At 65.2% G+C, this 25,611-nt stretch carries 24 protein-coding genes; 22 read left to right on the top strand and 2 right to left on the bottom strand.

From position 1 onward, the window contains the following. The first annotated feature begins 30 nt into the window (after nt 1-30). From BLS27_RS04310 to trxC, 4 genes are all read left to right on the top strand, one after another. Nucleotides 31-1,773 (top strand): potassium/proton antiporter, encoded by a 1,743-nt coding sequence (locus BLS27_RS04310; protein ID WP_090343311.1) that lies wholly within the window; start codon nt 31-33, stop codon nt 1,771-1,773. A gap of 35 nt (nt 1,774-1,808) precedes the next feature. Beyond that, the gene (mscK, locus tag BLS27_RS04315) at nt 1,809-5,117 is read left to right on the top strand and encodes a mechanosensitive channel MscK (RefSeq protein ID WP_090343313.1); all 3,309 of its coding nucleotides are present in this window, start codon (nt 1,809-1,811) and stop codon (nt 5,115-5,117) included. Nucleotides 5,118-5,277: 160 nt separating this feature from the next. Continuing rightward, nucleotides 5,278-6,738: a protein adenylyltransferase SelO gene (selO, locus tag BLS27_RS04320; RefSeq protein WP_043212510.1), complete on the top strand. Its 1,461-nt coding sequence runs from the start codon at nt 5,278-5,280 to the stop codon at nt 6,736-6,738. 102 nt (nt 6,739-6,840) lie between these two features. Further along, the gene (trxC, locus tag BLS27_RS04325; protein WP_043212507.1) at nt 6,841-7,275 is read left to right on the top strand and encodes a thioredoxin TrxC; all 435 of its coding nucleotides are present in this window, start codon (nt 6,841-6,843) and stop codon (nt 7,273-7,275) included. Here trxC and BLS27_RS04330 read toward each other — a convergent pair. After that, complete coding sequence (locus tag BLS27_RS04330; RefSeq protein WP_043212506.1) at nt 7,272-8,045, bottom strand: ParA family protein; 774 nt, start codon at nt 8,043-8,045, stop codon at nt 7,272-7,274. The genes trxC and BLS27_RS04330 overlap by 4 nt on opposite strands. 308 nt (nt 8,046-8,353) lie before the next feature. On the opposite strand from BLS27_RS04330, the gene BLS27_RS04335 reads away from it, so the two are divergent. From BLS27_RS04335 to BLS27_RS04415, 17 genes are read left to right on the top strand one after another with little or no spacing between them, the layout of a single operon-like run. Further along, nucleotides 8,354-9,070: a beta-ketoacyl synthase chain length factor gene (locus BLS27_RS04335; protein ID WP_090343316.1), complete on the top strand. Its 717-nt coding sequence runs from the start codon at nt 8,354-8,356 to the stop codon at nt 9,068-9,070. Next, complete coding sequence (locus BLS27_RS04340) at nt 9,046-9,864, top strand: lysophospholipid acyltransferase family protein (RefSeq protein ID WP_043212502.1); 819 nt, start codon at nt 9,046-9,048, stop codon at nt 9,862-9,864. The genes BLS27_RS04335 and BLS27_RS04340 overlap by 25 nt, the downstream gene beginning before the upstream one ends. Continuing rightward, nucleotides 9,833-10,105, top strand: coding sequence for a phosphopantetheine-binding protein (locus BLS27_RS04345; protein WP_043212500.1), 273 nt, complete (start codon nt 9,833-9,835; stop codon nt 10,103-10,105). The genes BLS27_RS04340 and BLS27_RS04345 overlap by 32 nt, the downstream gene beginning before the upstream one ends. Before the next feature lie 9 nt (nt 10,106-10,114). After that, nucleotides 10,115-10,369, top strand: a complete 255-nt coding sequence (locus tag BLS27_RS04350) for an acyl carrier protein (RefSeq protein ID WP_070091934.1) — start codon at nt 10,115-10,117, stop codon at nt 10,367-10,369. Beyond that, nucleotides 10,366-10,911, top strand: coding sequence for a COG4648 family protein (locus tag BLS27_RS04355; protein WP_090343318.1), 546 nt, complete (start codon nt 10,366-10,368; stop codon nt 10,909-10,911). Before BLS27_RS04350 ends, BLS27_RS04355 begins: the two co-directional genes overlap by 4 nt. Next, the gene (locus BLS27_RS04360; protein ID WP_090343321.1) at nt 10,908-12,587 is read left to right on the top strand and encodes an ApeI family dehydratase; all 1,680 of its coding nucleotides are present in this window, start codon (nt 10,908-10,910) and stop codon (nt 12,585-12,587) included. Before BLS27_RS04355 ends, BLS27_RS04360 begins: the two co-directional genes overlap by 4 nt. Continuing rightward, nucleotides 12,580-13,314 (top strand): glycosyltransferase family 2 protein, encoded by a 735-nt coding sequence (locus BLS27_RS04365; RefSeq protein WP_090343324.1) that lies wholly within the window; start codon nt 12,580-12,582, stop codon nt 13,312-13,314. Before BLS27_RS04360 ends, BLS27_RS04365 begins: the two co-directional genes overlap by 8 nt. Continuing rightward, the gene (locus BLS27_RS04370) at nt 13,311-14,249 is read left to right on the top strand and encodes an LpxL/LpxP family acyltransferase (protein WP_090343327.1); all 939 of its coding nucleotides are present in this window, start codon (nt 13,311-13,313) and stop codon (nt 14,247-14,249) included. The genes BLS27_RS04365 and BLS27_RS04370 overlap by 4 nt, the downstream gene beginning before the upstream one ends. Next, nucleotides 14,230-15,774, top strand: coding sequence for an HAL/PAL/TAL family ammonia-lyase (locus BLS27_RS04375; RefSeq protein ID WP_090343329.1), 1,545 nt, complete (start codon nt 14,230-14,232; stop codon nt 15,772-15,774). The genes BLS27_RS04370 and BLS27_RS04375 overlap by 20 nt, the downstream gene beginning before the upstream one ends. Continuing rightward, complete coding sequence (locus BLS27_RS04380) at nt 15,767-16,192, top strand: acyl-CoA thioesterase (protein ID WP_043208556.1); 426 nt, start codon at nt 15,767-15,769, stop codon at nt 16,190-16,192. The genes BLS27_RS04375 and BLS27_RS04380 overlap by 8 nt, the downstream gene beginning before the upstream one ends. Next, nucleotides 16,189-16,791: an outer membrane lipoprotein carrier protein LolA gene (locus BLS27_RS04385; RefSeq protein WP_043208558.1), complete on the top strand. Its 603-nt coding sequence runs from the start codon at nt 16,189-16,191 to the stop codon at nt 16,789-16,791. The genes BLS27_RS04380 and BLS27_RS04385 overlap by 4 nt, the downstream gene beginning before the upstream one ends. Then, nucleotides 16,775-19,102, top strand: a complete 2,328-nt coding sequence (locus BLS27_RS04390) for an MMPL family transporter (RefSeq protein ID WP_425262094.1) — start codon at nt 16,775-16,777, stop codon at nt 19,100-19,102. The genes BLS27_RS04385 and BLS27_RS04390 overlap by 17 nt, the downstream gene beginning before the upstream one ends. Next, the gene (locus BLS27_RS04395; RefSeq protein WP_090343335.1) at nt 19,099-19,584 is read left to right on the top strand and encodes a DUF3261 domain-containing protein; all 486 of its coding nucleotides are present in this window, start codon (nt 19,099-19,101) and stop codon (nt 19,582-19,584) included. The genes BLS27_RS04390 and BLS27_RS04395 overlap by 4 nt, the downstream gene beginning before the upstream one ends. Further along, a complete protein-coding gene (locus BLS27_RS04400; protein WP_090343337.1) occupies nt 19,581-20,774 on the top strand; it encodes a beta-ketoacyl-[acyl-carrier-protein] synthase family protein in 1,194 nt (397 codons plus the stop codon). The genes BLS27_RS04395 and BLS27_RS04400 overlap by 4 nt, the downstream gene beginning before the upstream one ends. Next, nucleotides 20,771-21,241: a hotdog family protein gene (locus BLS27_RS04405; protein WP_043208565.1), complete on the top strand. Its 471-nt coding sequence runs from the start codon at nt 20,771-20,773 to the stop codon at nt 21,239-21,241. The genes BLS27_RS04400 and BLS27_RS04405 overlap by 4 nt, the downstream gene beginning before the upstream one ends. Continuing rightward, on the top strand, nt 21,234-21,962 hold the full coding sequence (fabG, locus tag BLS27_RS04410; RefSeq protein WP_090343340.1) for a 3-oxoacyl-ACP reductase FabG: 729 nt from the start codon (nt 21,234-21,236) through the stop codon (nt 21,960-21,962). Before BLS27_RS04405 ends, fabG begins: the two co-directional genes overlap by 8 nt. Beyond that, nucleotides 21,962-23,188, top strand: a complete 1,227-nt coding sequence (locus tag BLS27_RS04415) for a beta-ketoacyl-ACP synthase (protein WP_043208697.1) — start codon at nt 21,962-21,964, stop codon at nt 23,186-23,188. The genes fabG and BLS27_RS04415 overlap by 1 nt, the downstream gene beginning before the upstream one ends. Before the next feature lie 64 nt (nt 23,189-23,252). On the opposite strand, the gene BLS27_RS04420 is transcribed toward BLS27_RS04415, so the two are convergent. After that, on the bottom strand, nt 23,253-24,146 hold the full coding sequence (locus BLS27_RS04420) for a LysR family transcriptional regulator (RefSeq protein ID WP_090343343.1): 894 nt from the start codon (nt 24,144-24,146) through the stop codon (nt 23,253-23,255). 123 nt (nt 24,147-24,269) lie between these two features. Here BLS27_RS04420 and BLS27_RS04425 point away from each other — a divergent pair, with 123 nt between their 5' ends. Beyond that, a complete protein-coding gene (locus BLS27_RS04425) occupies nt 24,270-25,514 on the top strand; it encodes an MFS transporter (RefSeq protein WP_090343345.1) in 1,245 nt (414 codons plus the stop codon). The last annotated feature ends 97 nt before the right edge of the window (nt 25,515-25,611 follow it).

The raw sequence follows: 25,611 nt of genomic DNA on the forward strand, positions 1-25,611 counted from the left end.
TTTTCCCCGCGATGTACCGGAGTACTGCCTTTGGATGCGAGCACCATCAACAGCCTGTTTCTGATCGGCGCACTGCTGGTCGGGGCAAGTATCTTGGTCAGCTCGCTGTCATCGCGCCTTGGCATTCCTATCCTGGTCATCATCCTCGCCGTCGGCATGGTCGCCGGCGTCGATGGTGGCGGCATCATCTTCAACAACTATCCGACCGCCTATCTGGTGGGCAACCTGGCCCTGGCCGTGATCCTGCTGGACGGCGGCCTGCGCACGCGGGTGGCGAGCTTTCGCGTGGCGCTGTGGCCCGCGTTGTCGCTGGCCACGGTCGGCGTGCTGATCACCACCGGGCTGACCGGCATGGCCGCCGCCTGGCTGTTCGACCTGAGCCTCATCCAAGGCCTTCTGATCGGCGCCATCGTCGGCTCCACCGACGCCGCGGCGGTGTTCTCCCTGCTCGGTGGCAAGGGCCTGAACGAGCGTGTCACCGCGACGCTCGAGATCGAGTCGGGTAGCAACGACCCGATGGCGGTCTTTCTCACCGTCACCCTGATCGACATGATCGCCAGCGGCCAGACCGGCCTGCACTGGAGCCTGCTGACCCACTTGGTGCGCGAGTTCGGCATCGGCAGCCTGCTGGGCCTGGGCGGTGGCTGGCTGATGCTGCAACTGGTCAATCGCATCAACCTGGCCGGCGGGCTGTATCCGATCCTGGTGATCGCCGGCGGCCTGGTGGTGTTCTCGCTGACGAACGCCTTGCACGGCAGCGGTTTTCTGGCGGTCTACCTGTGCGGCCTGGTGTTGGGCAACCGCCCCATCCGCAGCCGTCACGGCATTCTGCACATGCTCGATGGCATGGCGTGGTTGGCGCAGATCGGCATGTTCCTGGTGCTGGGCCTGCTGGTCACGCCTCACGATCTGCTGCCGATCGCCTTGCCAGCGCTGGGCCTTGCGCTATGGATGATCCTGTTCGCGCGCCCCCTGTCGGTGGTGGCCAGCTTGCTGCCGTTCAAGGCCTTCCACGGCCGCGAGAAAGCCTTCATCAGCTGGGTCGGCCTGCGCGGCGCGGTGCCGATCATTCTTGCCGTGTTCCCACTGATGGCCGGCCTGCCCGATGCCCAGCTGTTCTTCAACCTGGCCTTCTTCATCGTCCTGGTCTCGCTGTTGGTGCAAGGCACCAGCCTGCCGTGGATGGCCAAGCTGTTGAAAGTCACCGTGCCGCCGGACCCGGCCCCGATTTCCCGCTCCGCTCTGGAGGTGCACATCACCAGCGAGTGGGAGCTGTTCGTCTATCGCCTGGGTGCTGAAAAATGGTGCATCGGCGCCGCCCTGCGCGAGTTGAAGATGCCAGAGGGCACCCGTATCGCCGCACTGTTCCGCGGCGAGCAACTGCTGCACCCCTCAGGCAGCACCGTGCTGGAGGTCGGCGACATGCTGTGCGTGATCGGCCACGAGCACAACCTGCCGGCCCTGGGCAAACTGTTCAGCCAGGCGCCGCAGCGGGGGCTGGACCTGCGCTTCTTCGGCGACTTCGTGCTCGAAGGCGATGCCGAGCTCGGCGCGGTGGCGGCGCTTTATGGCCTTAAGCTGGACGGATTGGACGCGAAAATGCCGCTTGCCCAGTTCATCCGACAGAAGGTCGGAGGCGCTCCAGTAGTAGGCGACCAGGTCGAATGGAACAGCACGATCTGGACCGTGGCGACCATGGACGGGAACAAGATCCAGAAAGTGGGCGTCAGATTCCCGGAAGGTACTCGACCCGGCCCCGGGTTGTTCCTCTAAACTTCGATTTGCCTCGTTTCGCAAGAATTCTGCCTATGTCCCTGCGTGTGTCCCTCCGCGCAGCCCTGCTCGGGCTGTGCCTGTCCCTCTCGTTCGCCGTCATGGCGGCCGAGGTCCCGACCACCGCCAGCGTCCAGCACAGCCTCGACAAGATCGCCGAGCGCAAACTTCCGGAAGCCGAGCAGAAGGCCCTGCAGCAAGTGCTCGAGCAGACCCTGGTCCTGCTCGCCAGCAAGGAAGACAGCGAAAAGAAACTCGCCGAGCTCAAACAGCAGCTGGCCAGCGCGCCCAACGAGATCCGTGACGGTCAACGCGAGCTGACCAAGCTCAAGCAAACCAAGAGCGTGCCGGTGGCTGAGCGCTATGCCAACCTGGCCGTACCCCAGCTGGAGCAGATGCTCAGCGAGCGCAGCACTGAGCAAGGCGAACTGCAAAAAGCGCTCTCCGAAGCCAACAGCCTGATCATCAACTCCCAGACCCGCCCTGAACGGGCCCAGGCCGAAATCAGCAGCAGCCAGACCCGCATCCAGCAGATCAACAGCAGCCTAAAATCGGGCAAGGACGGCGGCAAACCGATTTCCGCAGACCAACGCAACCAGCTCAACGCCGAGCTGGCCGCGCTCAATGCACGCATGGCTCTGCGCCGCCAGGAAATGACCAGCAACAGCCAACTGCAGGATCTGGGCAATGCCCGCCACGACCTGTTGATCGAGCGCGCCGCGCGCCTAGAGCAAGAAATCCAGGAGCTGCAGACGCTGATCAACGACAAGCGTCTGGCCCAGTCCCAGCAGACCGTCACCCAACAGTCGCTCGAAGCCCAGAAGGCCGGCAGCAGCACCTTGCTGGCCACCGAGAGCACCGCCAACGTCAAGCTTTCGGACTACCTGCTCAAGAGCACCGACCGGCTCAACGAGGTCACCCAGCAGAACCTGCGCACCAAACAGCAACTCGACAGCCTGACCCAGGCCGACCAGGCTCTGGACGAACAGATCGACGTGCTCAAGGGCAGCCTGCTGCTATCGAAGATCCTCTACAAGCAAAAGCAATCCCTGCCGCACCTGAAAGTCGATCGCAACCTGGCCGACCAGATCGCCGACATTCGCCTCTATCAGTTCGAGATCAATCAGCAGCGCGAGCAGATGAGCAGCCCCTCGACCTACGTCGACAAGCTGCTGGCCGCCCAGCCCGAGGAAGAGGCCACACCACAGCTGCGCAAGGCCTTGCTGGAGGTGGTGATCACCCGCAGCGACCTGCTCGAGCGCCTGAACCGCGAGCTGTCGGCGCTGCTCAATGAGTCCATCACCCTGCAGCTGAACCAGAAGCAATTGCTCAGCACCGCCCAAAGTCTGCGCACCACCCTGGAAGAGCAGATGTTCTGGATTCCCAGCAACAAGCCGCTGGACTGGGAGTGGCTGAGCCATGTGCCCGAGCGGTTTGCCGACCAGGTCGCCAACCTGCCATGGGGCTCGGGCCTCAAGGAGCTGACCGACGGCCTGGCGCAGCGCCCGCTGTTGTTCCTGCCGCTGCTGCTGGTGATCGGCGCACTGCTATGGCGGCGCAAGTACCTCTATCAGCGCCTGGGCAAGGTTCACCAGGACATCGGCCACTTCCGTCGCGATAGCCAGTGGCATACGCCCCAGGCGATCCTGATCAATATCCTCCTGGCCATGCCGGTCGCCCTGGCCCTGGCCCTGGGCAGCTACGCCCTGCAGATCGACGCTCGCGGCCAGAACGCTAACCTGGGCGCCGCCCTGTGGCAGATCGCCCAGGCCTGGCTGGTGTTCTACACCGCCTACCGCATCCTCGCGCCGGGCGGCGTTGCCGAGATCCACTTCCGCTGGCACAAGCCGCAGGTCGAGTTCCTGCGCGGCTGGGTGCGCCGACTGGGCACCGTGGTGCTGGCCCTGGTAGGTGTGGTGGCGGTGGCCGAGCATCAGCCGTCGGCCCTGGCCGATGACGTGCTGGGCATCGGTGTGGTGCTCACCTGCTATGCCCTGATGGCCTGGTTGCTCAGCCGCCTGCTGCTGAGCAGCCCCGCGCACCGAGACACCTCGCTGTTCCGCAAAGCGGTCGGGGTGGCCTTCACCGCGCTACCCATCGCCCTATTCGTGGCCGTGTGCTTCGGCTACTACTACACCGCGCTCAAGCTCACCGACCGACTCATCTATACCCTTTACCTGCTGTTGTTCTGGCTGGTGATCGAGGCCGCGTTCGTACGCGGGCTCTCGGTTGCGGCCCGGCGCCTGGCCTACCAGCGCGCCCTGAGCAAACGCCAGGCTGCCAAGGAAGGGCTGGACGGCGAGGTGATCGTCGAAGAACCAACCTTGGATATCGAACAGGTCAACCAGCAGTCGCTGCGCCTGATCCGCCTGGCCCTGCTTGGCGGCTTCATCGCCGGCCTGTACTGGGTCTGGTCGGACCTGATCTCGGTCTTCGCCTATCTCAACAACTTCACCTTGTACGAATACACCAGCGGCACTGGCGCGGCGGCCAGCATGGTGCCGATCAGCCTGGGCGACCTGCTCGGTGCGTTGGTGATCGTCGGTATCACCTTCGCCCTGGCCGGCAACTTGCCGGGCCTGCTGGAGGTGCTGGTGCTGTCGCGCCTGAACCTGGCCCAAGGCAGCGCCTACGCCACCACCACGCTGCTCTCCTACACCATCGTGGGTGTGGGCATCGTGAGCACCCTGTCGACCCTCGGGGTGAGCTGGGACAAGCTGCAATGGCTGGTGGCGGCCCTGTCGGTGGGCCTGGGCTTCGGCATGCAGGAGATCTTCGCCAACTTCATCTCCGGCATCATGATTCTGTTCGAGCGCCCCGTGCGCATCGGCGACACCATCACCATCGGCAATCTATCCGGCACGGTGAGCAAGATCCGCATCCGTGCGACCACCATCACCGACTTCGACCGCAAGGACATCATCGTCCCCAACAAGACCTTCATCACAGGCCAGCTGATCAACTGGTCCCTGACCGACACCGTCACCCGCGTCACGCTCAAGCTGGGCATCGACTACGGCTCGGATTTGGATCTGGTGCGCGAACTGCTGCTCAAGGGCGCCCACGAAAACCCACGGGTGCTCAAGGATCCTGAGCCGATCGTGTACTTCCTCAACTTCGGCGAAAGCTCGCTGGACCACGAACTGCGCATGCACGTCCGCGACCTGGGCGACCGCAACCCGACGCTGGACGAGATCAACCGCTACATCAACCGCGAGTTCAAGGCGCACAACATCAAGATCTCGGTGCGCCAGGTCGAGGTGTTCCTGATGGACATGCAAGGCGGCAAACAGCAGTTGATTCCGGTGGAGAACCCGAAACCGGATGGCACTGCACCGGCCTGAGTGCACTCGAATACTTTATTCTGTGCACAACCCTTGCGAGGGCTACGCCCTCGTTCGCGGGTAAACCGCTCCTACAGGCACAGCGCTGGACCTGTGGGAGCGGGATTACCCGCGAAGGGCCGCAAAGCGGCCCCTGACCCCCGATCCCAGGAGCCGGCCTGTGAAAGCCCTCGACCAACTGACCTTCGACAACCGCTTCGCCCGCCTGGGCGATGCCTTTTCCACCGAGGTCCTGCCCGACCCGATTGCCGAGCCACGCCTGGTGGTGGCCAGCGAATCGGCCATGGCCCTGCTCGACCTCGACCCGGCCCAGGCCGAACTGCCGGTGTTCGCCGAGCTGTTCAGCGGCCACAAGCTTTGGGAAGAGGCAGAGCCGCGGGCGATGGTCTATTCCGGGCACCAGTTCGGTTCCTACAACCCACGCCTGGGCGACGGCCGTGGCCTGCTGCTGGGCGAAGTGCTCAATGACGCCGGCGAGCACTGGGACCTGCACCTCAAGGGCGCCGGCCAGACCCCCTATTCGCGCATGGGCGATGGCCGTGCCGTACTGCGCTCCTCGATCCGCGAGTTCCTGGCCTCCGAGGCCCTCCACGCCTTGGGCATTCCCAGCAGCCGCGCATTGTGCGTGATCGGCTCGAGCACCCCGGTGTGGCGAGAGACCCGCGAAAGCGCCGCGATGCTCCTGCGCCTGGCGCAAAGCCATGTGCGCTTCGGTCACTTCGAGTACTTCTACTACACCCGCCAGCCAGAGCAGCAGCGCCAACTCATCGACCATGTCCTGGAGCAGCATTACCCCGAGTGCCGGGAGGCAGAACAGCCCTACCTGGCCATGTTCCGCACCATCGTCGAACGCAACGCCGAGCTGATCGCCCGGTGGCAGGCCTACGGCTTCTGCCATGGCGTGATGAACACCGACAACATGTCGATCCTGGGCATCACCTTCGACTTCGGCCCCTACGCCTTCCTCGACGACTTCGACGCCAATTTCATCTGCAACCATTCCGACGACCGCGGTCGCTACAGCTACGCCAACCAGGTGCCCATCGCCCACTGGAACCTGAGCGCCCTGGCCCAGGCCCTGACCACGGTGATCGAGGTGGAGCCGCTCAAGGAAGCGCTGGGCCTGTTCCTGCCGCTGTACCAGGCTCACTACCTGGATCTGATGCGTCGGCGCCTGGGCTTCACCACAGCCGAGGACGGTGACATGGCCTTGGTGGAGCGCCTGCTGCAACGCATGCAGAGCGGCGGCGTGGACTACACCCTGTTCTTCCGCAGGCTTGGCGACCAGCCCGTGGCCGATGCCCTCAAGGTGGTGCGCGATGACTTCATCGACCTGGCCGGGTTCGACGCCTGGGGCGAGGATTACCTGGCCCGCTGCCAGCGTGAACCCGCCAACGCCGAAGGCCGGCGCGAGCGCATGCATGCGGTCAACCCGCTGTACATCCTGCGCAATTACCTGGCACAAAAAGCCATTGAAGCGGCCGAAGCGGGGGATTACAGCGAAGTACGGCGGTTGCATCAGGTGCTGAGCAATCCATTCGAAGAACAACCTGCAATGCAGGCCTATGCCGAACGTCCGCCCGAGTGGGGCAAGCACCTGGAAATCAGCTGTTCCTCGTGAATGCCCTGCCAGGGCTGTCGCCAGTATTCACAAGATGTGGCTGCTTCAGATCAGGCCCCGTGGGCGCTGCGACAGCCTGCGATAAACCGAACAGGAGATGAAATGTCCGAACCTCTGCTGATTCCCTGCCCCCATTGCAACGGCCTCAACCGCCTGCCCGCCGAACGCCTGGGGGACCACCCCAAGTGTGGACGCTGCAAGCAAGAGGTACTGCTGGCCACGCCGTTCGACCTCGATGAACGCAGCTACGCCAGCCAGATCAAAGGCGATTTGCCCCTGCTGCTGGACGTCTGGGCAGACTGGTGCGGGCCGTGCAAATCGTTCGCCCCGGTCTTCGAACAAGCCGCCCGCCAGCTTGCCGGGCGCTGTCGCCTGGCCAAGCTGGACAGCGAGGCCAACCGCAACCTCGCCGGTCAGTTGGGCATCCGCTCGATCCCCAGCCTGATCCTGTTCAAGAATGGTCGTGAGGTCGCCCGCCAGGCAGGCGCTTTCCCACTCCAGTCTTTGCTGGAGTGGTTGCGCAGCCAGGGGGTCTAGGCGTTCTCTTCGAGCAGCGCGTGCAGCTCGACGAACTGCTGGGTCAGCTTGTGTCGAGGCTCCAGGTGGATCAACGGCAAGCTCGCATGGTGGGATTCACGCATCTTCACCGAACTGGCCAGATACACCGGCAGGACCGGCAAGCCCTCGGCCAGCAACTCGTCGAGCATCTGCTGCGGCAGGCTGGCGCGTGACTGGAACTGATTGACGACGATGCCCTCGACCAGCAGGTCTTCGTTGTGGTCGTCCTTGAGTTCGTCGATTTCCGCGAGCAGGCCATACAGCGCCTGGCGTGAGAAGCTGTCGCAGTCGAATGGGATTAGCACCCGATCGGCGGCGATCAACGCAGAAACCGCGTAGAAATTGAGCGCAGGTGGCGTATCGATGTAGATTCGCTCGTAGTCATCGTCCAGCTCATCGAGCAGTTTGCGCAGCTTGTTGATCTTGTGCTTGGCCTCGAGCTTGGGCTGCAGGTCGGCCAGTTCCGGGGTCGCAGTGACCACGTGGAGGTTGTCGAACGGCGTTTCGTAGATATCGACCTTGTTCTTCTTGGCAAAGGGCCCGCTGGAGAGGGTTTGCTTGAAGAAGTCGGCGATGCCCATGGGAATGTCCTCGCCGGTCAGCCCGGTGAGGTACTGGGTGGAGTTGGCCTGGGCATCCAGGTCGATCAACAGGGTCCGATAGCCTTCACTGGCACTGACCGCCGCCAGGTTGCAGGCGATGCTCGACTTGCCCACGCCACCTTTCTGATTGAACACCACGCGCCGCATGGAAGACCTCCGTGTATCAACGAATGCCCGAGTATGTGTCCGGCGAGCGACAATGACCAGTACCGCCCGCTCAACCTTTCCTACCCCGGTGCCGATAACCTTCGTAACCGTTCATCGGAAACCGCGGGTAATCGATCGGAGCGGGTCGACTAGCCAGAGCGTTGTTCATTGGTCATTGTCCAAGGCGTATTTGCTAGCGGTCCCCTGCACCGGGATAATGCGCGCCACTCGGCGAGTGTGAATCCCTCAGGCCGCTCCGAGCCACTCCGACGCCAAAGGTCGCCCGCAGGGCGGGAAACAAGCACATCGTGATCACTTTCAACATCAGCCAATGGCGCGCCTGGGCCCCCGGTCTGCACACGCCTGCCGACTGGCGTGCCTGGGCCGACGGTGAGTCCGTGTCGCCAGGCGACAGCCAGGTGCCGGACGTGTCCTTCCTTCCGGCCCTGCAGCGCCGGCGCCTGAGCCCGTTGGCACGCATGGCGTTCGCTGTCGGCTGGCCGCTAGCCGAGGGGTACGAATCGCTGCCGCTGGTGTACGTCTCGCGCCATGGTGAAACCCCGCGCACCTTCTCCATCCTCAACGACCTCGCCCAGGGCGAGCCGCTCTCGCCCACCCAGTTCAGCCTCTCGGTGCACAATGCGGTGATCGGCCTGTGGTCGATCCTGCGTGGGCAGAGCTGCGAAATGACCGCCCTGGCCGCGGCCGACGACGGATTCGAACATGGCCTCGTCGAGGCGGCCGGCCTGCTCCATGAAGGCGCGCCAGCCGTATTGCTGATCGTTGCCGAAGAACTGCCGCCAGCGGCTTATGCACCCTGGATCAGCGACGTACCGCTCTCCTATGCCCTAGGGCTGCTATTGACCCCTGGCGAGCAATGGCAGTTGGACCTGACCCCAGGCAGCGAAGCCGTCCCTGGCAACATGCCCCACGCCTTGAGCTGGCTGCGCGCCCTGCTGACCGACCAGTCCAGGCTCACCCACCCAGGAAAGCGACGCTCATGGAACTGGCAACGGCTCGCGTGAACAAGCCACGGGATGCCTACCCCTGGCGCCTGGTGGCGACCGCACTGAGCTTTGCCCTGTTCGGTGTCGGCAGCCTGTGCCTGCGCGTGTTGGTGTTTCCGCTGCTCGCCTGCCTGCCCGGTGGCGTCGAACGCCACCAGCAACGCGCCCGCCGAACCATCGGCTGGCTGTTCTGGCGGTTCATACGTTTCATGCGGGTCAGCGGCGTGCTCACCTACGAGGTCGTCGGAGCCGAGGGTCTGGGCCGTCCGGGGCAGCTCATCATCGCCAATCATCCATCGCTGATCGACGTGGTGTTTCTAATCGGCCTGGCCCGCAACGCCAATTGCGTGGTCAAGCAGAGCCTGTTCGACAACCCCTTCACCCGCGGCCCGGTGCGCGAGGCACGCTACATCGGCAACGATGGCAGCGTGCAGATGCTCGAAACCGCCGCCGACACCCTGCGCCAGGGACAGCCGCTGATCATCTTCCCCGAGGGCACCCGCACACCGCCCGGCCAGGCCCCGGCCTTTCATCGCGGTGCCGCCGCGATCGCCTTGCGCGGTGCGAAAATCATTACACCCGTGACCATCAGCGTCAGCCCCAGCACCCTGACCAAACATGAGCCCTGGTACCGCATTCCGCGCCGACGCGTGCATTTTCGTCTACATGTCGGTGCCGATATCGACCCCGCCTCGTTCGCTGCGCTGGGCCCGGCACCGGTGGCCTCTCGACGCCTCAACGATTACCTGCATCAGTATTTCATCAAGGAGCTCGCCGAAGATGAGCGATCCACAGCAAGACCTGCACCGTGATATCAAGCAATTGATCATCGACGCCCTGGGGCTGGAAGACATCGACGTCCAGGACATCGATGACCAACAACCCCTGTTCGGCGAGGGCCTGGGCCTGGACTCGGTGGACGCCCTGGAGCTCGGCCTGGCCTTGCAGAAACGTTTCGGGATCAAGATCGACGCCGACGCCAAGGACACCCGCTCCCATTTCACCAATATCGCCACCCTGGCAGCATTCGTCACTGCCCGTCAGGCCGCCTGAGACCGCACCATGCAAAACCGCGAAGACATCTTCAACCTCCTGCGCAACGCCCTCGTCGAGCTGTTCGAGCTCGACCCGGCCAGCATCAGCCTGGAGTCCCACCTGTACCAGGATCTGGAAATCGATAGCATCGATGCCATCGACCTGATCGATCACATCAAGCGCCAGACCGGCAAGAAGATCACCGCCGAGGACTTCAAGTCGGTGCGCACCGTCAATGACGTGGTCGAAGCGGTCTTCCGCCTGGTCAACACCGCAGCATGAAACGCCTGTTCGGCCTCGCTCTGGTCATCGCCGGGGTGCTTTATCCCTTCGCCGTGTACTTCGGCCTGGCCCGGTTCGCACCCTGGCAGTTCGCCTTGCTGCTCGCTGCCCTTTGGCTGGCCCGCGCCGTTGGCACGGCGCGCAGGCCAGGCGACCTGGGGATGACCGCCGTGGCCCTGGCGTTCTGCGCTGTGCTGGCCTTGAGTGACAGCGCGCAGTTGCTGCGCTGGTACCCGGTACTGGTCAATGCGTTCATGTTGGCCCTGTTCGCCTCGAGCCTGAAGTACGGCCCGCCCGTCGTCGAGCGCATGGCACGCCTGCGCGAGCCTGACCTGCCGCCTGCGGCCGTCGCCTATACGCGGCGCGTGACGCAGGTTTGGAGTCTGTTTTTCGTGATCAATGGCGTGATCGCCGCCGGGCTCACGCTCTGGGCGCCACTGACCTGGTGGACGCTGTACAACGGCCTGATCGCGTACCTGGCGATGGGCGTGCTGTTCGCTGCCGAATGGCTGACACGACACCATGTGCGAGGACGCTCATGAACTGGATCGATCCCGAGCACCTGTTGCGCCCATTGACGACCGCGCGCCCAGTGACCCTGGAGCCGCCCCTGGACCACGAAGGGCTGCGAAATGCCGCCCTGGGCCTGGCCGCGGGCCTGCAGCAGCGGGGCGTGCGCCGTCTGGCGGTGCATCTGGAAGACGCCGCCGACCTGGCCATCGCGCTATTGGGTGCCTGGCGCGCAGGCGTTCAGGTCCTGCTGCCCGCCGACCTGCAGCCCCAGACCCGGCTGCGCTGGAACGACCAGGTCGACCTGTGGCTCACTGATCAGCCCGGCGACCTCGACCTGGCGTCGCTGCATACTTCCCCGCTGGCGCCGGTCGACCTCGATCCGGACCAATGCCGCATCGGCCTGTGCACCTCGGGCTCGAGCGGCGAACCCAAGCTCATCGGCAAGACCCTGCGCCAGCTGGCCAACGAGGTACGCGCCCTGGAGCAGCAATGGGGCACCGCGTTGGGCGACGCCTGGATCATCGGCAGTGTCGCCTCGCAGCACATCTATGGGCTGCTGTTCCGCGTGCTCTGGCCGCTGTGCGCCGGGCGCGGCTTCCTGCGGCGTCAGGTGCCGTTCCCTGAAGACCTGCAACGCGCCAGCCTGGCCCAGCCAGCCTTTGCCTGGGTCGCCAGCCCCGCCCTGCTCAAGCGCATGGGCGACAATCTGGACTGGACGGCCCTGGCCAAGGTGCGCTGCGTGTTCTCATCGGGCGGCGAGCTGCCCGGCGATGCCGCGCAGCGCTTGCAGCAGCGCCTGGGGCAATGGCCGGTGGAAATCCTCGGCAGCTCCGAGACAGGCGGCATCGCCTGGCGCCAAGGGGAGCAGCGCTGGTCGCCCTTCGCAGGCGTGGTCTTGAGCCTGTCGGCCGAGGGTGCCCTGTGCGTGAGCTCGCCCTACCTGCCCGAGGGGCACGTGGAACACACCGCCGATGCAGCGCACATCGAGGCCGACGGACGCGTACGCCTGCTCGGGCGGCTGGACCGGATCGTCAAGCTCGAAGAAAAACGCATCGCCCTGCCCAGGCTGGAGCAAGCCCTGTGCACCCATGCCTGGGTCAGCGAGGCGCGTTTGGGCATGGTCGAGCAAGGCCGTGCCTTCCTCGGCGTCTTGCTGGTACTCACCCCTCTGGGGCTGCACCAATTGCGCAACCATGGGCGGCGTGCCCTGATCGAGGCGCTGCGCGAGCACCTGGCCCAGCACTGCGAAGCCGTGGCCCTGCCCCGGCGCTGGCGCCTGGTGCGCCAACTGCCGCTCAATGCCCAGGGCAAGCTGCCCCAGGCGCACATCCAGGCCCTGCTGGCAGCGCCCAGGAGTAATGCGCCGGAGGTCCTCGATACCCTGCAGGACGCCCATCAGTTGCGCGTGAAACTGGCAGTACCAGCGGATCTGGCCTGCTTCACCGGCCACTTTCCAAGCACCCCTATTCTGCCGGGCGTGGTGCAGATCGACTGGGCCATGGACCTCGCCGCGCCGCTGATTCCCAGCGGGCATCGGTTTGCCGGCATGGAAGTGCTGAAGTTCCAGCAATTGGTCCGCCCCGGAGACGAGATCGAGCTGACGCTTCGTTTCGACGCCGAGCGCGGCAAGCTCTATTTCACCTACGCCAACGGCGAGCAGCCCTGTTCCAGTGGCCGCATCCTCCTGGAGCACGCCGGTGCATAATCCCTGTGCGGTCATTCCGGTGTACAACCATGAGCGCGCCGTGCCCACGGTGGTCGCCGAGTTGTTGCGTGCCGGGCTGCCCTGCATTCTCGTGGACGATGCCAGTCACCCTGGTTGTGCCCAGGTGCTGCGCGAGCTGGCGCAGCAGCCGCAGACATTCCTCGTTCGCCTGGACCTGAACCAGGGCAAGGGCGGCGCGGTGATGACCGGCTTGCGCGAGGCCGCGCGGCTGGGGTTCAGCCATGCCCTGCAAGTGGACGCCGATGGCCAGCACGACCTGACAGCGGTCGGGGACTTCCTGGCGCTGTCGCGTGCCCAGCCCCAGGCGCTGGTGTGCGGTTATCCACAGTACGACGCCAGTGTCCCGAAGGGCAGGCTCTACGCCCGCTACCTGACCCACGTGTGGGTCTGGATCAACACCTTGTCCCTGGCCATTCCGGACTCCATGTGCGGCTTTCGTGTCTATCCCCTGCCGCCGACCCTGGCGCTGATCGACTCGGTGCGCCTGGGCCGGCGCATGGATTTCGACACCGAAATCCTGGTGCGCCTGTCGTGGCGTGGGCAACCGATGCGCTGGCTGCCGACCCGGGTGCACTACCCCGCCGACGGCGTCTCGCATTTTCGTCTGCTCCATGACAACGTTCTGATTTCGCGCATGCACGCCAGATTGTGTGTCGGCATGCTCCTGCGTGCGCCGATGATCCTCTGGCGCAGGTGGCGTCGATGAGCGACCGATCGCAGCATTGGGCGGCGCAACGTGAACGCGGCAGTTTCTGGTTGATGAAACTCACCGCCGTGCTGGCGCGCCTGCTCGGTCGTCGTCTGCTCAGCCCCTTGATCCATGCCATCGTGCTGTACTTCTTCCTGTTCGGTCGCAAGGCCCGGCGCAGTGCCTGGCAATACCAGCAGCGTTTGTGGCAATGCAGTGGTGGCCGAACTCCGCCGCCCAATCACTGGCGAGTGTTTCGCCAGTTCATGGCCTTTGCAGAAGCCCTATTGGACAAACTCGATGCCTGGAACGGCAGGCTGCGCCTGGAAGACATCGAGATCCGCGACACCAGCGAACTGCGCCAGCAACTGCGCGGCGCACGTGGGCAATTGCTGGTGGGCGCGCACCTGGGCAACCTGGAGGTGTGCCGAGCCCTTGCCGAACTGGGAGAGCAGGTGCGCATGAACGTGCTGGTGCACACCCGCCACGCCGAACGCTTCAACCGTCTGCTCGGCGAGGCCGGCGCCAGCCACCTGCGGCTGATCCAGGTCAGCGAGCTGGACCCGGCGATCATGCTGCAGCTCTCCGAGCGCCTGGAGCGCGGCGAATGGCTCGCAATTGCCGGCGACCGCATCCCCTTGCATGGCGCCCGTACGGTCGAGGTGGACTTCCTCGGCTATCCGGCGGCCTTTCCCCAGGGCCCTTGGCTGCTGGCCGGCCTTTTGAAGTGTCCCGTCAACCTGCTGTTTTGTCTCAAGCAGGACGGGCGCTACCGGATCACCCTGGAGCCCTTTGCCGAGGAACTGCACTGGCGCCGCGAGCAGCGCCAGCAGGTGATCGCCCAATGGGCCGGTCGCTATGCCGCCCGCCTGGGCCATTATTGCCAGCAGGCGCCGGACCAATGGTTCAACTTCTACCCTTTCTGGAGCGACGATGACGACGCATCCGCATGAGTCCGTGACCTTCGGCGAAGCGCCGTTGGCCATCGAGGACATCCTTGCCCTCAGCCAACGCCACGCCCGCCCCTTGCTGCAGGCCGACGCCGAGTACCGGGAGCGCATCGCCCGCGGCGCACGTTTTCTCGATACTCTGCTGCACAAGGAAGGGGTGATCTACGGCGTCACCACCGGTTACGGCGACTCCTGCGTGGTGGCCGTGCCCCTGGAGCACGTCGAGGCCCTGCCGCGCCACCTGTACACCTTCCATGGCTGCGGCCTGGGACAGTTGCTCGATGCGCCCGCCACCCGTGCGGTGCTGGCGGCGCGTCTGCGCTCGCTGAGCCATGGCATGTCTGGCGTGCGCCTGGAGCTGCTGGAGCGCCTGCGCGATTTTCTCGCCCACGACATCCTGCCGCTGATTCCCGAAGAAGGCTCGGTGGGCGCCAGCGGCGATCTGACGCCGCTCTCCTACGTCGCCGCCGCGCTCTCGGGCGAGCGTGACGTGATGTACCAGGGCGTGCGCCGCAGCAGCGCGGACGTGCACCGCGAACTGGGCTGGCAGCCACTGGTGCTACGCCCCAAGGAAGCCCTGGCGCTGATGAACGGTACCGCCGTGATGACTGGTCTGGCTTGCCTGGCCTACGCCCGTGCCGACTATCTGCTGCATCTGGCAACGCGCATCACTGCGCTGAACGTCATCGCCCTGCAAGGCAACCCCGAGCACTTCGACGAACGCCTGTTCGCCGCCAAGCCGCACCCAGGCCAGAACCAAGTCGCGGCCTGGCTGCGCCAGGACCTGGCCCTCGACGCCCCAGCCGCCCCCCTGCACCGCCTGCAGGACCGCTATTCGCTGCGTTGCGCGCCGCATGTGCTGGGCGTTCTGGCCGACAGCCTGGGCTGGCTGCGCAGCTTCATCGAGACCGAACTCAACAGTGCCAACGACAACCCCATCATTGATGGCGATGCCGAGCGGGTGCTGCACGGCGGGCATTTCTATGGCGGGCACATCGCCTTTGCCATGGACAGCCTCAAGACCTTGGTGGCCAACGTCGCCGACCTACTCGACCGCCAGCTCGCCCTGCTGGTGGACACCCGCTACAACCATGGCCTGCCCAGCAACCTCTCCGGGGCCCAGGCCGACCGGGCCATGCTCAACCATGGTTTCAAAGCCGTGCAGATCGGCGCCAGCGCCTGGACCGCCGAGGCGCTCAAGCAAACGATGCCGGCCAGCGTGTTCTCGCGCTCCACCGAATGCCACAATCAGGACAAAGTCAGCATGGGCACCATCGCCGCCCGGGACGCGCTGCGCGTTCTGCAACTGTCCGAACAGGTCGCCGCCGCTACCTTGCTGGCCGCTAACCAGGGCGTCTGGCTGCGCGGCCGCCAAGCCGTTACCGCCCCGCTGCCGCCTGCCCTTGCGCAGATGCACCAGGCGTTGCTGGCGGACTTCGCCCCGGTCATCGAAGACCGCGCCCTGGAACACGAACTGCGGCTGTGCCTGACGCGCATCGGCGAACGCCATTGGAGGCTGCATGCGTAACCCCGGCGTGTTCCATGTCGACAGTGAGATCGTCGTGCCCTTCTTCGACGTGGACAGCATGCACGTGGTCTGGCACGGCCATTACGTGAAATACCTCGAAGTCGCCCGCTGCGCGCTGCTCGAACGCCTCGGGCAAGACTATCGGCGCATGCAGGCCAGCGGCTACATGTGGCCGGTGATCGACTTGCAGTTGCGCTATATCCGTGGCGCCACCTTCGGCCAACGCCTGAAGGTCCGCGCCAGTCTGGTGGAATGGGAAAGCCGCCTGAAAATCCACTACCTGATCAGCGACGCAGACACCGGTGAACGCATGACCCGCGCCAGCACCGTACAGGTCGCGGTGCACATCGAGAGCGGCGAAATGCAGTTGGCCTCGCCCCAGGTGATGCTCGATGCCGTAGCCAAGGTGCTGCCATGAACCGCTTGCACCGCTTGCTGGCGGTATTGCTGATGCTGCTTTCAAGCCCGATGGCGATGGCCTTCGACCTGGCCGACTTGCAAAAGCAGTTGAGCGCGCCAGCGGTGGTCAGCGGCAACTTCGTGCAGGAGAAACACCTGCGTGCCCTGGCGCAACCGCTGACGAGCCAGGGCCGCTTCGTCCTGGCACGCGACCATGGCTTGCTCTGGCTATTGCGCACCCCGCTGCGTCAGGACTACCGCATCGACGCAAGCGGCATCGCCCGTCGTGATCCGGGTGGCTGGCAACCGCTGCCCAGCCAGAGCGCCGGAGCACAGCAGAACCGTTTGTTCTTCGCGGTCCTGCAAGGCGACAGCAGCGGCCTGCAACGGGACTTCGAGCTGAGCCTGAGCGGTGACGCCGAGCATTGGCAACTGCGCCTGACGCCGCGCTCGATGTTGCTCAAGCAGATCTTCACCCGCATCGATATCACCGGCGGGCGTTTCGTCGAACGCATCGTGCTGGCCGAAACCCAGGGCGACAGCACGGTCCTGCGCATGCAGGACAGCCGCGGTGCCAGCGCCTTGAGCGACTCGGAGCGTCGTGACTTTGCCGATTGAACGCCTGTTGCCGCGCCTGTTTCTCGCCCTGTTGCTGGCCATGCTCGCGCTCGCGGCCTGGCAGTGGCACCGCGGTGCGCCCCTGTCCTCCGACCTGATGACCCTGGTGCCTGGCGCGCCCCAGGACCCGCTGGTGCAACGCGCCGAACAACGCATGCAGGCGCCGCTGAACCGCGAAATGCTGGTGCTGGTTGGCCACCCCGATCGCCAACAAGCCCTTGCCCTGGCCGAGGGCCTGGCCACCCGGTGGCAGGCCAGCGGCCTGTTCGAGAAGGTGCAGTGGAACCTGCACACCGACCTGCAGGCGGTGCGTGCGCAGCTACTGCGAGGCCGCCTGGCGATGCTCTCGGCCGCTGACCGGCAGCAACTGGCCGAACAGCCCGACGCCTTCATCGAGCAACGCGTCCAGAGCCTGGTCGACCCCATTGCGGGCTTGAGCCTGGTCTCGAGCCAGGACGACTGGCTGGGCCTGAGCGGACGCATCCAGGCCAGCCAGCCCAGGCCCGCCAATGTCCAGCTCGACACCGCCAGCGGCGCGCTGGTGGCCGAAGCGGACGGCAAGCATTGGGTGCTGCTGCGCGCGGGCACCGTGGGCAACGCCTTCGACCTGAACTTGCCCTTGCAAGTAGAGGCGTTGCTCGCCCAGGCCCGTCGGCAGGCCGACCAGGCAGGCGCCCAGCTGCTGGCGGCCAGCGGCCTGCTGCACGCCGCCGCCGGTCAACGCCAGGCCAGCCGGGAGATCACCTGGGTGGGCGGCGGGGCAACCGTGGGCATTTTCCTGCTGCTGTTGCTGGCCCTGCGGCGCTGGCGCGCGCTGTTGGCGTTCGTACCGGTGGCGGTCGGCATGCTGTTCGGCTCGGTGGCCTGCGTCGCGCTGTTCGGCCAGATGCACGTGATGACCCTGGTGCTCGGGGCCAGCCTGATCGGCGTGGCGGTGGACTACCCGCTGCACTACCTGTCCAAGGGCTGGAGCCTGCGCCCCTGGCACAGCTGGACGGCGCTGCGCCTGACCTTGCCCGGCATGACCTTGAGCCTTGCGACCAGTTGCATCGGCTACCTGGCCCTGGCCTTCACGCCGTTCCCGGCATTGACCCAGATCGCGGCGTTTTCCGCCGCAGGCTTGCTGGGTGCCTACCTGTGCGCCGTCTGCCTATTGCCTGCGCTGTTGCAGCACATGGACCTGCGTCCTTCCCCCTGGCCGCTGCGCGTGGCCCAGGCCCTGACCGACCTGCGCGAGCGCCTGCTGCGCAAAGTGCCCAGCGTCATGCTGCTCGGTCTGTTGCTGGTGTTCTGTGTGGCCGGGTTGTGGCAGTTGCAAAGCCGCAACGACATCCGCCAGTGGATCAGCGCCCCACCGCAACTGCTCGAACAGGCCCAGGCCGTGGCGCGCATCACTGGCTACCAGCCGACCAGCCAGTTCTTCCTGGTGCGTGCCGATAACCAGAGTCAATTGCTCGACCGCTTGCAGACGCTGAGCGGCAAGCTCGATGAGTTGGTCGACCTGGGCAAGCTCAAGGGCTACCTGTCCCTTAGCCAGTTGGTGACCAGCCCAGCGACGCAGCAGCAAGTGCGCAACGCCCTGCTGCAGTTGCCTGGGCATTGGCAGCCATTGCTGGCCCTTGGTGTGCCCGAGCAGGCCTTGCAGACGGAGATCGCTCAACTGCAGACATTGGCACCGCTGTCGATCGACGAGGCCCTGCAGGGGCCGCTGGGCGAAGCCTGGCGCCCCTTGTGGCTGGGCCAGGACGGTCAGGGCGTGGCGGCGATCGTCAGCCTGCAAGGCCACGCAGATGTCTCGCTGTTGCGCCTTCAGGCCCAGGACCTGCCCGGCGTACACTTGGTCGATCGCCTAGGCGAGCTCAACCAGCTGTTCACCGCCACTCAGGTCAGTGCCGCCGAACTCAAGTTGCTGTCGTGCGCGTTGATAGGGATGGTGCTGATGCTGCCGTTCGGCCTGCGCAGCGCCCTGCGCATCGTCGCCCTGCCGCTGCTCGCGGCGTTGTGCAGCCTGGCGAGTCTTGGTTGGCTGGGACAACCGCTGACCCTGTTCAGCCTGTTTGGCCTGCTGCTGGTGACCGCCATCGGCGTGGACTATGCAATCCTGATGCATGAGCGCGTCGGCGGCAGTGCCGTCAGCCTGCTGGGTACCTTGCTGGCAGCACTCACCACGTGGCTGTCGTTCGGTTTGCTGGCGCTTTCCAGCACCCCGGCAGTGAGTAATTTCGGCATGGCCGTGAGCCTGGGCCTGGTGTTCAGTTTTCTCCTGGCGCCCTGGGCCGGCGCCAACGATGGAGGGCCTCGGCAACCATGAAACATCTGTGGATTCTGCTGGCCTGCCTGCTGCTCGGCGCCTGCACCGGTCGAGCCCCCCTGCCTGAGCGGCTGCCGGAGTTGCAGTTGCCTCGTCAGTTGCATGTACAACGCGAACAGGATGGCCAGCGCCAGGACTGGCTGCTGGTGATCCAGCGAGAGGAGGGCCGCTTGCGCTGGTCGTTGCTCGATCTGATGGGCATTCCCCAGGCGCGCCAACTGTTCGACGGCCGTCAATGGCACGCAGACGGTCTGCTGCCCCCCAACCCGGCTGCCCGCGAACTGTTCGCCGCCGTGCTCTTCGCGCTCACCCCAGAGGCCCAGCTGACACAGCTCTATCCCGAAGCCCTCCAGCACGGACAGCGGCGTTCGCTACAGACGCGTTGGCAGGTGGACTACCAAGACCCGGATGATTTCACCTTGAACCTCGGCCAAGGCCTGCGTTATCTAGTCACCCCCTTGCCCAGCGAGAACACGCCATGACCGCCTTCCTCGACGCCCTGGGCCTGGTCTGCGCCCTCGGCCACGGCCAAGCCCAGGTTGCCCGCGCACTGTTTGCCGGCGACTGCGGTGGCATGCAGCCGCAAGAGGGTTGGGTAGCCGGACGCCGTCTGCCCGTCGGGGCCGTGCCAGGCCCTCTGCCCGAGCTGCCATTGCCCGGTCACCAAAGCCGTAACAACCAATTGCTCTATAGCGCGGCACTGCAAATCGAGCCTGCCATTCGCCACGCCATCGAACGCCACGGCCCACAGCGCGTGGGCGTGGTGCTGGGCACCAGCACTTCGGGGATCGCCGAAGGCAGCGACGGCGTCGCGCAGTACGTGCGCACCGGCCGCTTCCCGGATAGCTACGACTACGCTCAACAAGCCCTCGGCGCACCGGCCACATTCCTGGCCGCATGGCTGCAACTGTCAGGCCCGGCCTATGTGTTGTCGACCGCATGCACCTCCAGTGCCCGAGCGTTGCTCAGTGCCCGCCGCCTGCTCGACCTGGGCCTGTGCGATGCCGTGCTGTGCGGAGGCGTGGATACCTTGTGTGGCCTGACGCTCAACGGCTTCAGCGCGCTGGAGGCCGTCAGCGCCGAGCGCTGCAATCCCTTCTCGGCCAACCGCGACGGTATCAACATCGGCGAGGGCGCAGCCCTGTTTCTCATGACCCGCCAACGCGCAGGCGACGGGCCAGGCATCGCCCTGCTCGGCGCAGGCGCAAGCTGCGATGCGTTTCATATCTCAGCACCAGAGCCCACCGGCAAGGGCGCCTTGCAGGCCATGGGCAAAGCACTGGACAATGCCGGCCTAACGCCTGCACAGATCGACTACCTGAACCTGCACGGCACCGCCACCGTCCACAACGACGCCATGGAGAGCCTCGCCGTGCACGGGCTGTTCGGCGATCGCGTGCCCTGCTCCTCCAGCAAGCCCATGACCGGCCATACCCTGGGGGCCGCCGGCGCCTTGGAAGCGGCGTTCTGTTGGCTTGCCCTGAGCCGGCACAACCCAGAGGGCCTGTTGCCGCCTCATGTCTGGGATGGCCAGCGCGACCCCCGGTTGCCGGCCCTGAACCTGGTCGATGGCAGCCAACGCCTGCCTCCGCAGGGGCCGCGCCGCCTGATGAGCAACTCGTTCGCCTTCGGTGGCAACAATGTCAGCCTGATTCTCGGAGACGCCCCATGAACACCTGGCCACTGTCCGAACTGCTGCCGCATGCCGCAGATATGATCCTCATCGACCGCATCGACAGCTGCGACGACGAACAGATCCATACCCGTGCAACGGTCCGCCCGGGCGGTCAGTTCAACCGCGCCGACGGCAGCCTGCCCGCCTGGCTGGGCCTGGAGCTGATGGCCCAGAGCGTGGCCGCCTATGCTGGGTACCAGGCTCGCCGCGCCGGGCGTGCGGTGGAAATGGGCTTTCTGTTGGGTACCCGTCGCTTCGAATGCGATGTGGCGCAGTTCCCGGCCGGCGCCGAGCTGCGCATCCATGCCCTGCGATCGCTTGAAGACGAGAGCGGCATGGGCGTGTTCGAATGTCACCTGCGCGGTGAGGGTATCCATGCCAGCGCGCGCCTGAACGTCTACCGTCCGCCCCAGGCCACTGGCTACCTGGCCGAAGCGGCACCCGAGGAAACACCCCATGACTGACACTATCCTGGTCACCGGCTCCAGCCGCGGTATCGGCCGCGCCATTGCCCTGCGCCTGGCACGCGCAGGCTTCGACCTGGTGCTGCATTGCCGCAGCGGCCGCGACGCGGCCGAGGCGGTCGCCGAACAGGTGCGTGGGCTGGGGCGTCAGGCGCGGATCCTGCAGTTCGACGTCGCCGACCGGGCGGCCTGCGCCCGCATCCTGGGCGAGGACGTCGACGCTCACGGGGCCTACTATGGAGTGGTGTGCAATGCCGGACTGACCCGCGATGGCGCATTCCCTGCGTTGAGTGAAGACGACTGGGACCAGGTCATGCGGACCAACCTGGACGGCTTCTACAACGTCCTGCACCCGCTCATGATGCCCATGATCCGCCGTCGCGCACCTGGTCGCATCGTCTGCATCACTTCAGTATCCGGCCTGATCGGCAACCGCGGCCAGGTCAACTACAGCGCCTCCAAGGCGGGCGTGATCGGTGCCGCCAAGGCTCTGGCCATCGAGCTGGGCAAGCGCCGCATCACGGTCAACTGCGTGGCCCCGGGGCTGATCGACACCGACATGCTCGATGAACAGGTACCGGTCGATGAACTGCTCAAGATGATTCCTGCCCAACGTATGGGGACCCCGGAGGAAGTGGCCGGCGCGGTCAATTTCCTGATGTCGGACGAAGCGGCCTACATCACCCGCCAGGTACTGGCCGTCAACGGAGGGCTATGCTGATGCGTCGCGTTGTGGTCACCGGCATGGCCGGCATCACTGCCCTGGGCAGCGACTGGGACAGCATTGCCCGGCAATTCGCCGCCAATCGCAGTGGTATCCGGCGCATGGACGAGTGGGACCGCTTCGAAGAACTCAACACTCGCCTGGCCGGCCCTGTGGATGACTTCCAAGTGCCAGGGCACTGGACACGCAAGCAACTGCGCAGCATGGGACGCGTGTCACGGCTGGCGGTCGCCGCAGCCGAACGCGCCCTGGCCGATGCCGGGCTGCTGGACGACCCGAGCATCCGCGATGGACGCATGGGCGTGGCTTGCGGGTCATCGATCGGCAGCACCGAAGAGATCAAGGCCTTCGGCAACATGTTGCTCAATTCAAAGGCCGACGGGCTCAATGCCAACTCCTACGTGCGCATGATGCCGCACACCACAGCCGCCAACATCAGCATTTTCTTCGGGCTGACCGGGCGCCTGATCCCGACATCCAGCGCCTGCACCAGCGGCAGCCAGGGTATCGGTTATGCCTATGAAGCAATCAAGTTCGGGCGCCTGCCGCTGATGCTGGCCGGCGGTGCCGAGGAGCTGTGCCCCAGCGAGGCGATGGTGTTCGATGCCCTGTACGCGACCAGCCTTAAGAATGACACCCCCACCCTGACGCCGCGCCCCTATGACCGCGCACGCGATGGGCTGGTGGTGGGTGAAGGCGCCGGCATGCTGGTACTGGAAGAGCTGGAGCATGCATTGGCCCGGGGCGCGCATATCCACGCCGAGATCGTAGGGTTTGGCAGCAACGCCGACGGCCAGCACATCACCCGCCCGGAGCAGGTGACCATGCGCCGGGCGATGGAACTGGCGCTCGAAGATGCCGGCCTGCCCGTCGAGGCCATTGGCTACGTCAACGGCCATGGCACTGCCACCGAACAAGGCGACATCGCCGAGACCCTGGCCACCCACGCGCTGTTCGGCCCGCGCATGCCGATCAGTTCCCAGAAAAGCTTCCTTGGCCACACATTGGGTGCCTGCGGCGCACTTGAGTCCTGGTTCAGCATCGAGATGATGAATCGCGACCAGTACGTGCACACCCTGAACCTCGATGACATCGACCCTCGCTGCGCCGAGCTGGACTACCTGCGCGGGGGCATGCGCGCCATGAGCCACGAGCATGTGATGAACAACAACTTTGCCTTCGGCGGCGTGAACACCTCGTTGATCTTCCGGCGCTGGCGCTGAGGCTTGCACGGATTCCTCGGGGAGCGGGTTTACCCGCGAACAGCACCGCAGACCGCATTCATCCTCAATCCAGTACCTGCTGCGTCAACAACTCGGCAAAGGCACGGGCCATGGCCGATCCGCCGAGCTGGCGCTGGACAAGCCATACCGCCGTGATCGCGCCCTCGTCCAGCAATGTGCGATAGACCACCCCGTCGATGCGCATGCGCTGGAACGACGCCGGCAATACCGACACCCCCAACCCCGCCGACACCAACCCGATGATGGTCATCGCCTCCCCTGCCTCCTGGGCAAAATGCGGGCTGAACCCAGCCTGGCGCGCCAGGCTCAGTAACTGCGCATGCAGGCCACTGCCGTAGCTACGCGGAAAGAACACGAAGGGCTCATGGGCCAAGGCTTCCATATACAGCCCCTGCTCATTGCCCTGGGCCAGCGGATGAGAGGCATTGATCACCGCCACCAGCGGCTCGCTGAACAACTCGGTGGCGACCAACCCCTCCGGCAAGGGCATCGGCCGCATCAGGCCGACTTCGATGGACTCGTTGAACACCGCCTCGGCCACATCCCGACTGCTCATCTCCCGAAGGCTCAGGTGTACCGCCGGAAACCGCTGGCGGAACGCATGCAATGCTTTGGGGATTTTTGACGTGAAGGGGGCCGATGAGGTGAAGCCGATCTTCATTTCGCCCAACTCGCCCAACTGCGCCCGCCGGGCGACATCGGCAGCCTTCTCCACCTGCGCCAGGACCTGACGCGCCTCTTCGAGAAACAAGCGCCCGGCCTCGCTCAGTTCCACCCGCCGATTGGTGCGCTCGAACAGGCGCGCGCCAAGCTCCTGCTCCAGGGCCTGGATCTGCTGACTCAAAGGTGGCTGGGAAATCCCCAGTTGCTGGGCCGCGCGTCCAAAATGCAGTTCTTCAGCCACGGCGATGAAATACCGCAAATGGCGCAGTTCCATGAAGCCTCCGAATCAGTCGCAGAACCTATTAAACAGGTCGAACAATATATTGGATCTAATCATTAGCCAGCTATATGCTTTTTTCCATCGCAACGCCGGCCCCGCGCCCCGAGGTACCCTGCCGTGAAATCCGCCGTCGCCCCGCTATCCCTTGAGCCTGACCCCGTCCGGAACGACGCCTGGATAGAGAAAGGCACCCCCGCCTTCATGAAGACCGTACTGGCCTTGTTCAGCGGCGGCTTCGCCACCTTTGCCTTGCTCTACTGCGTGCAGCCGATGATGCCGTTGTTGTCGCGGGAGTTTTCCATCAATGCGGCGCAAAGCAGTCTGGTGCTCTCGGTCTCCACCGCCACACTGGCCTTCGGCTTGCTGGTCACAGGGCCAATCTCGGACCGCATCGGGCGCAAGCCGGTCATGGTCTTCGCCCTGCTGTGCGCGGCGCTTGCGACGCTGGCCAGCGCAGTGATGCCTAGCTGGGAGCTGGTGCTCGCTACCCGCGCCTTGGTCGGCCTGTCACTGAGCGGCCTGGCGGCCGTGGCGATGACCTACCTGAGCGAAGAGATCCACCCGCAACACATCGGTCTGGCCATGGGCCTGTACATCGGCGGCAATGCCATTGGCGGCATGAGCGGTCGGTTGATCACGGGCGTGCTGATCGACTTCGTCAGCTGGCACACGGCAATGCTGGCCATCGGCGGCTTGGCGTTGATGGCGGCGCTGGTGTTCTGGAAGGTATTGCCCGAGTCGCGTAACTTCCGCTCCCAGCCGCTGAATCCGCGCAGCCTGTTGGATGGCTTCGTCATGCACTTCAAGGACGCCGGGCTGCCTTGGCTGTTTCTCGAAGCCTTCCTGCTGATGGGTGCATTCGTCACGCTGTTCAACTACATCGGCTATCGCCTGCTGGCCGAGCCCTACCACATGAACCAAGCCTTGGTCGGCCTGCTCTCGGTGGTTTACCTCTCAGGTATCTACAGCTCCGCGCAGGTCGGCGCCCTGGCCGACAGGTTGGGTCGGCGCAAGGTGTTCTGGGCGAGTATCGTAGTGATGGCCGCGGGGCTGCTGATGACCCTGACCAGCCCGCTGGTGATCGTGATCCTGGGCATGCTGGTGTTCACCTTCGGCTTTTTCGGCGCCCACTCGGTGGCCAGCAGCTGGATAGGACGCCGGGCGCTCAAGGCCAAGGGCCAGGCTTCGTCGCTGTACCTGTTCAGCTACTACGCAGGTTCGAGCATCGCCGGCACCGCCGGTGGCGTGTTCTGGCACCAGGCCGGCTGGAACGGCATCGGCCTGTTCATCGGCAGCCTGTTGGTCGTGGCGTTGCTGGTGGCCCTGCATTTGAGCCGGTTGCCTTCCAAGACCCCTGCCTGAAACCGCGCAAACCGGCTCCAGCGCCAATTCGACCCTGGCCTGGAGCTGTTCGGCCTTGCGACGGCTGCAAGGCAGCCGCTGGCACACCTGCATCAGC

It is taken from the genome of Pseudomonas guariconensis, assembly GCF_900102675.1.
GTDB classification, from domain to species: Bacteria; Pseudomonadota; Gammaproteobacteria; order Pseudomonadales; family Pseudomonadaceae; genus Aquipseudomonas; species Aquipseudomonas guariconensis.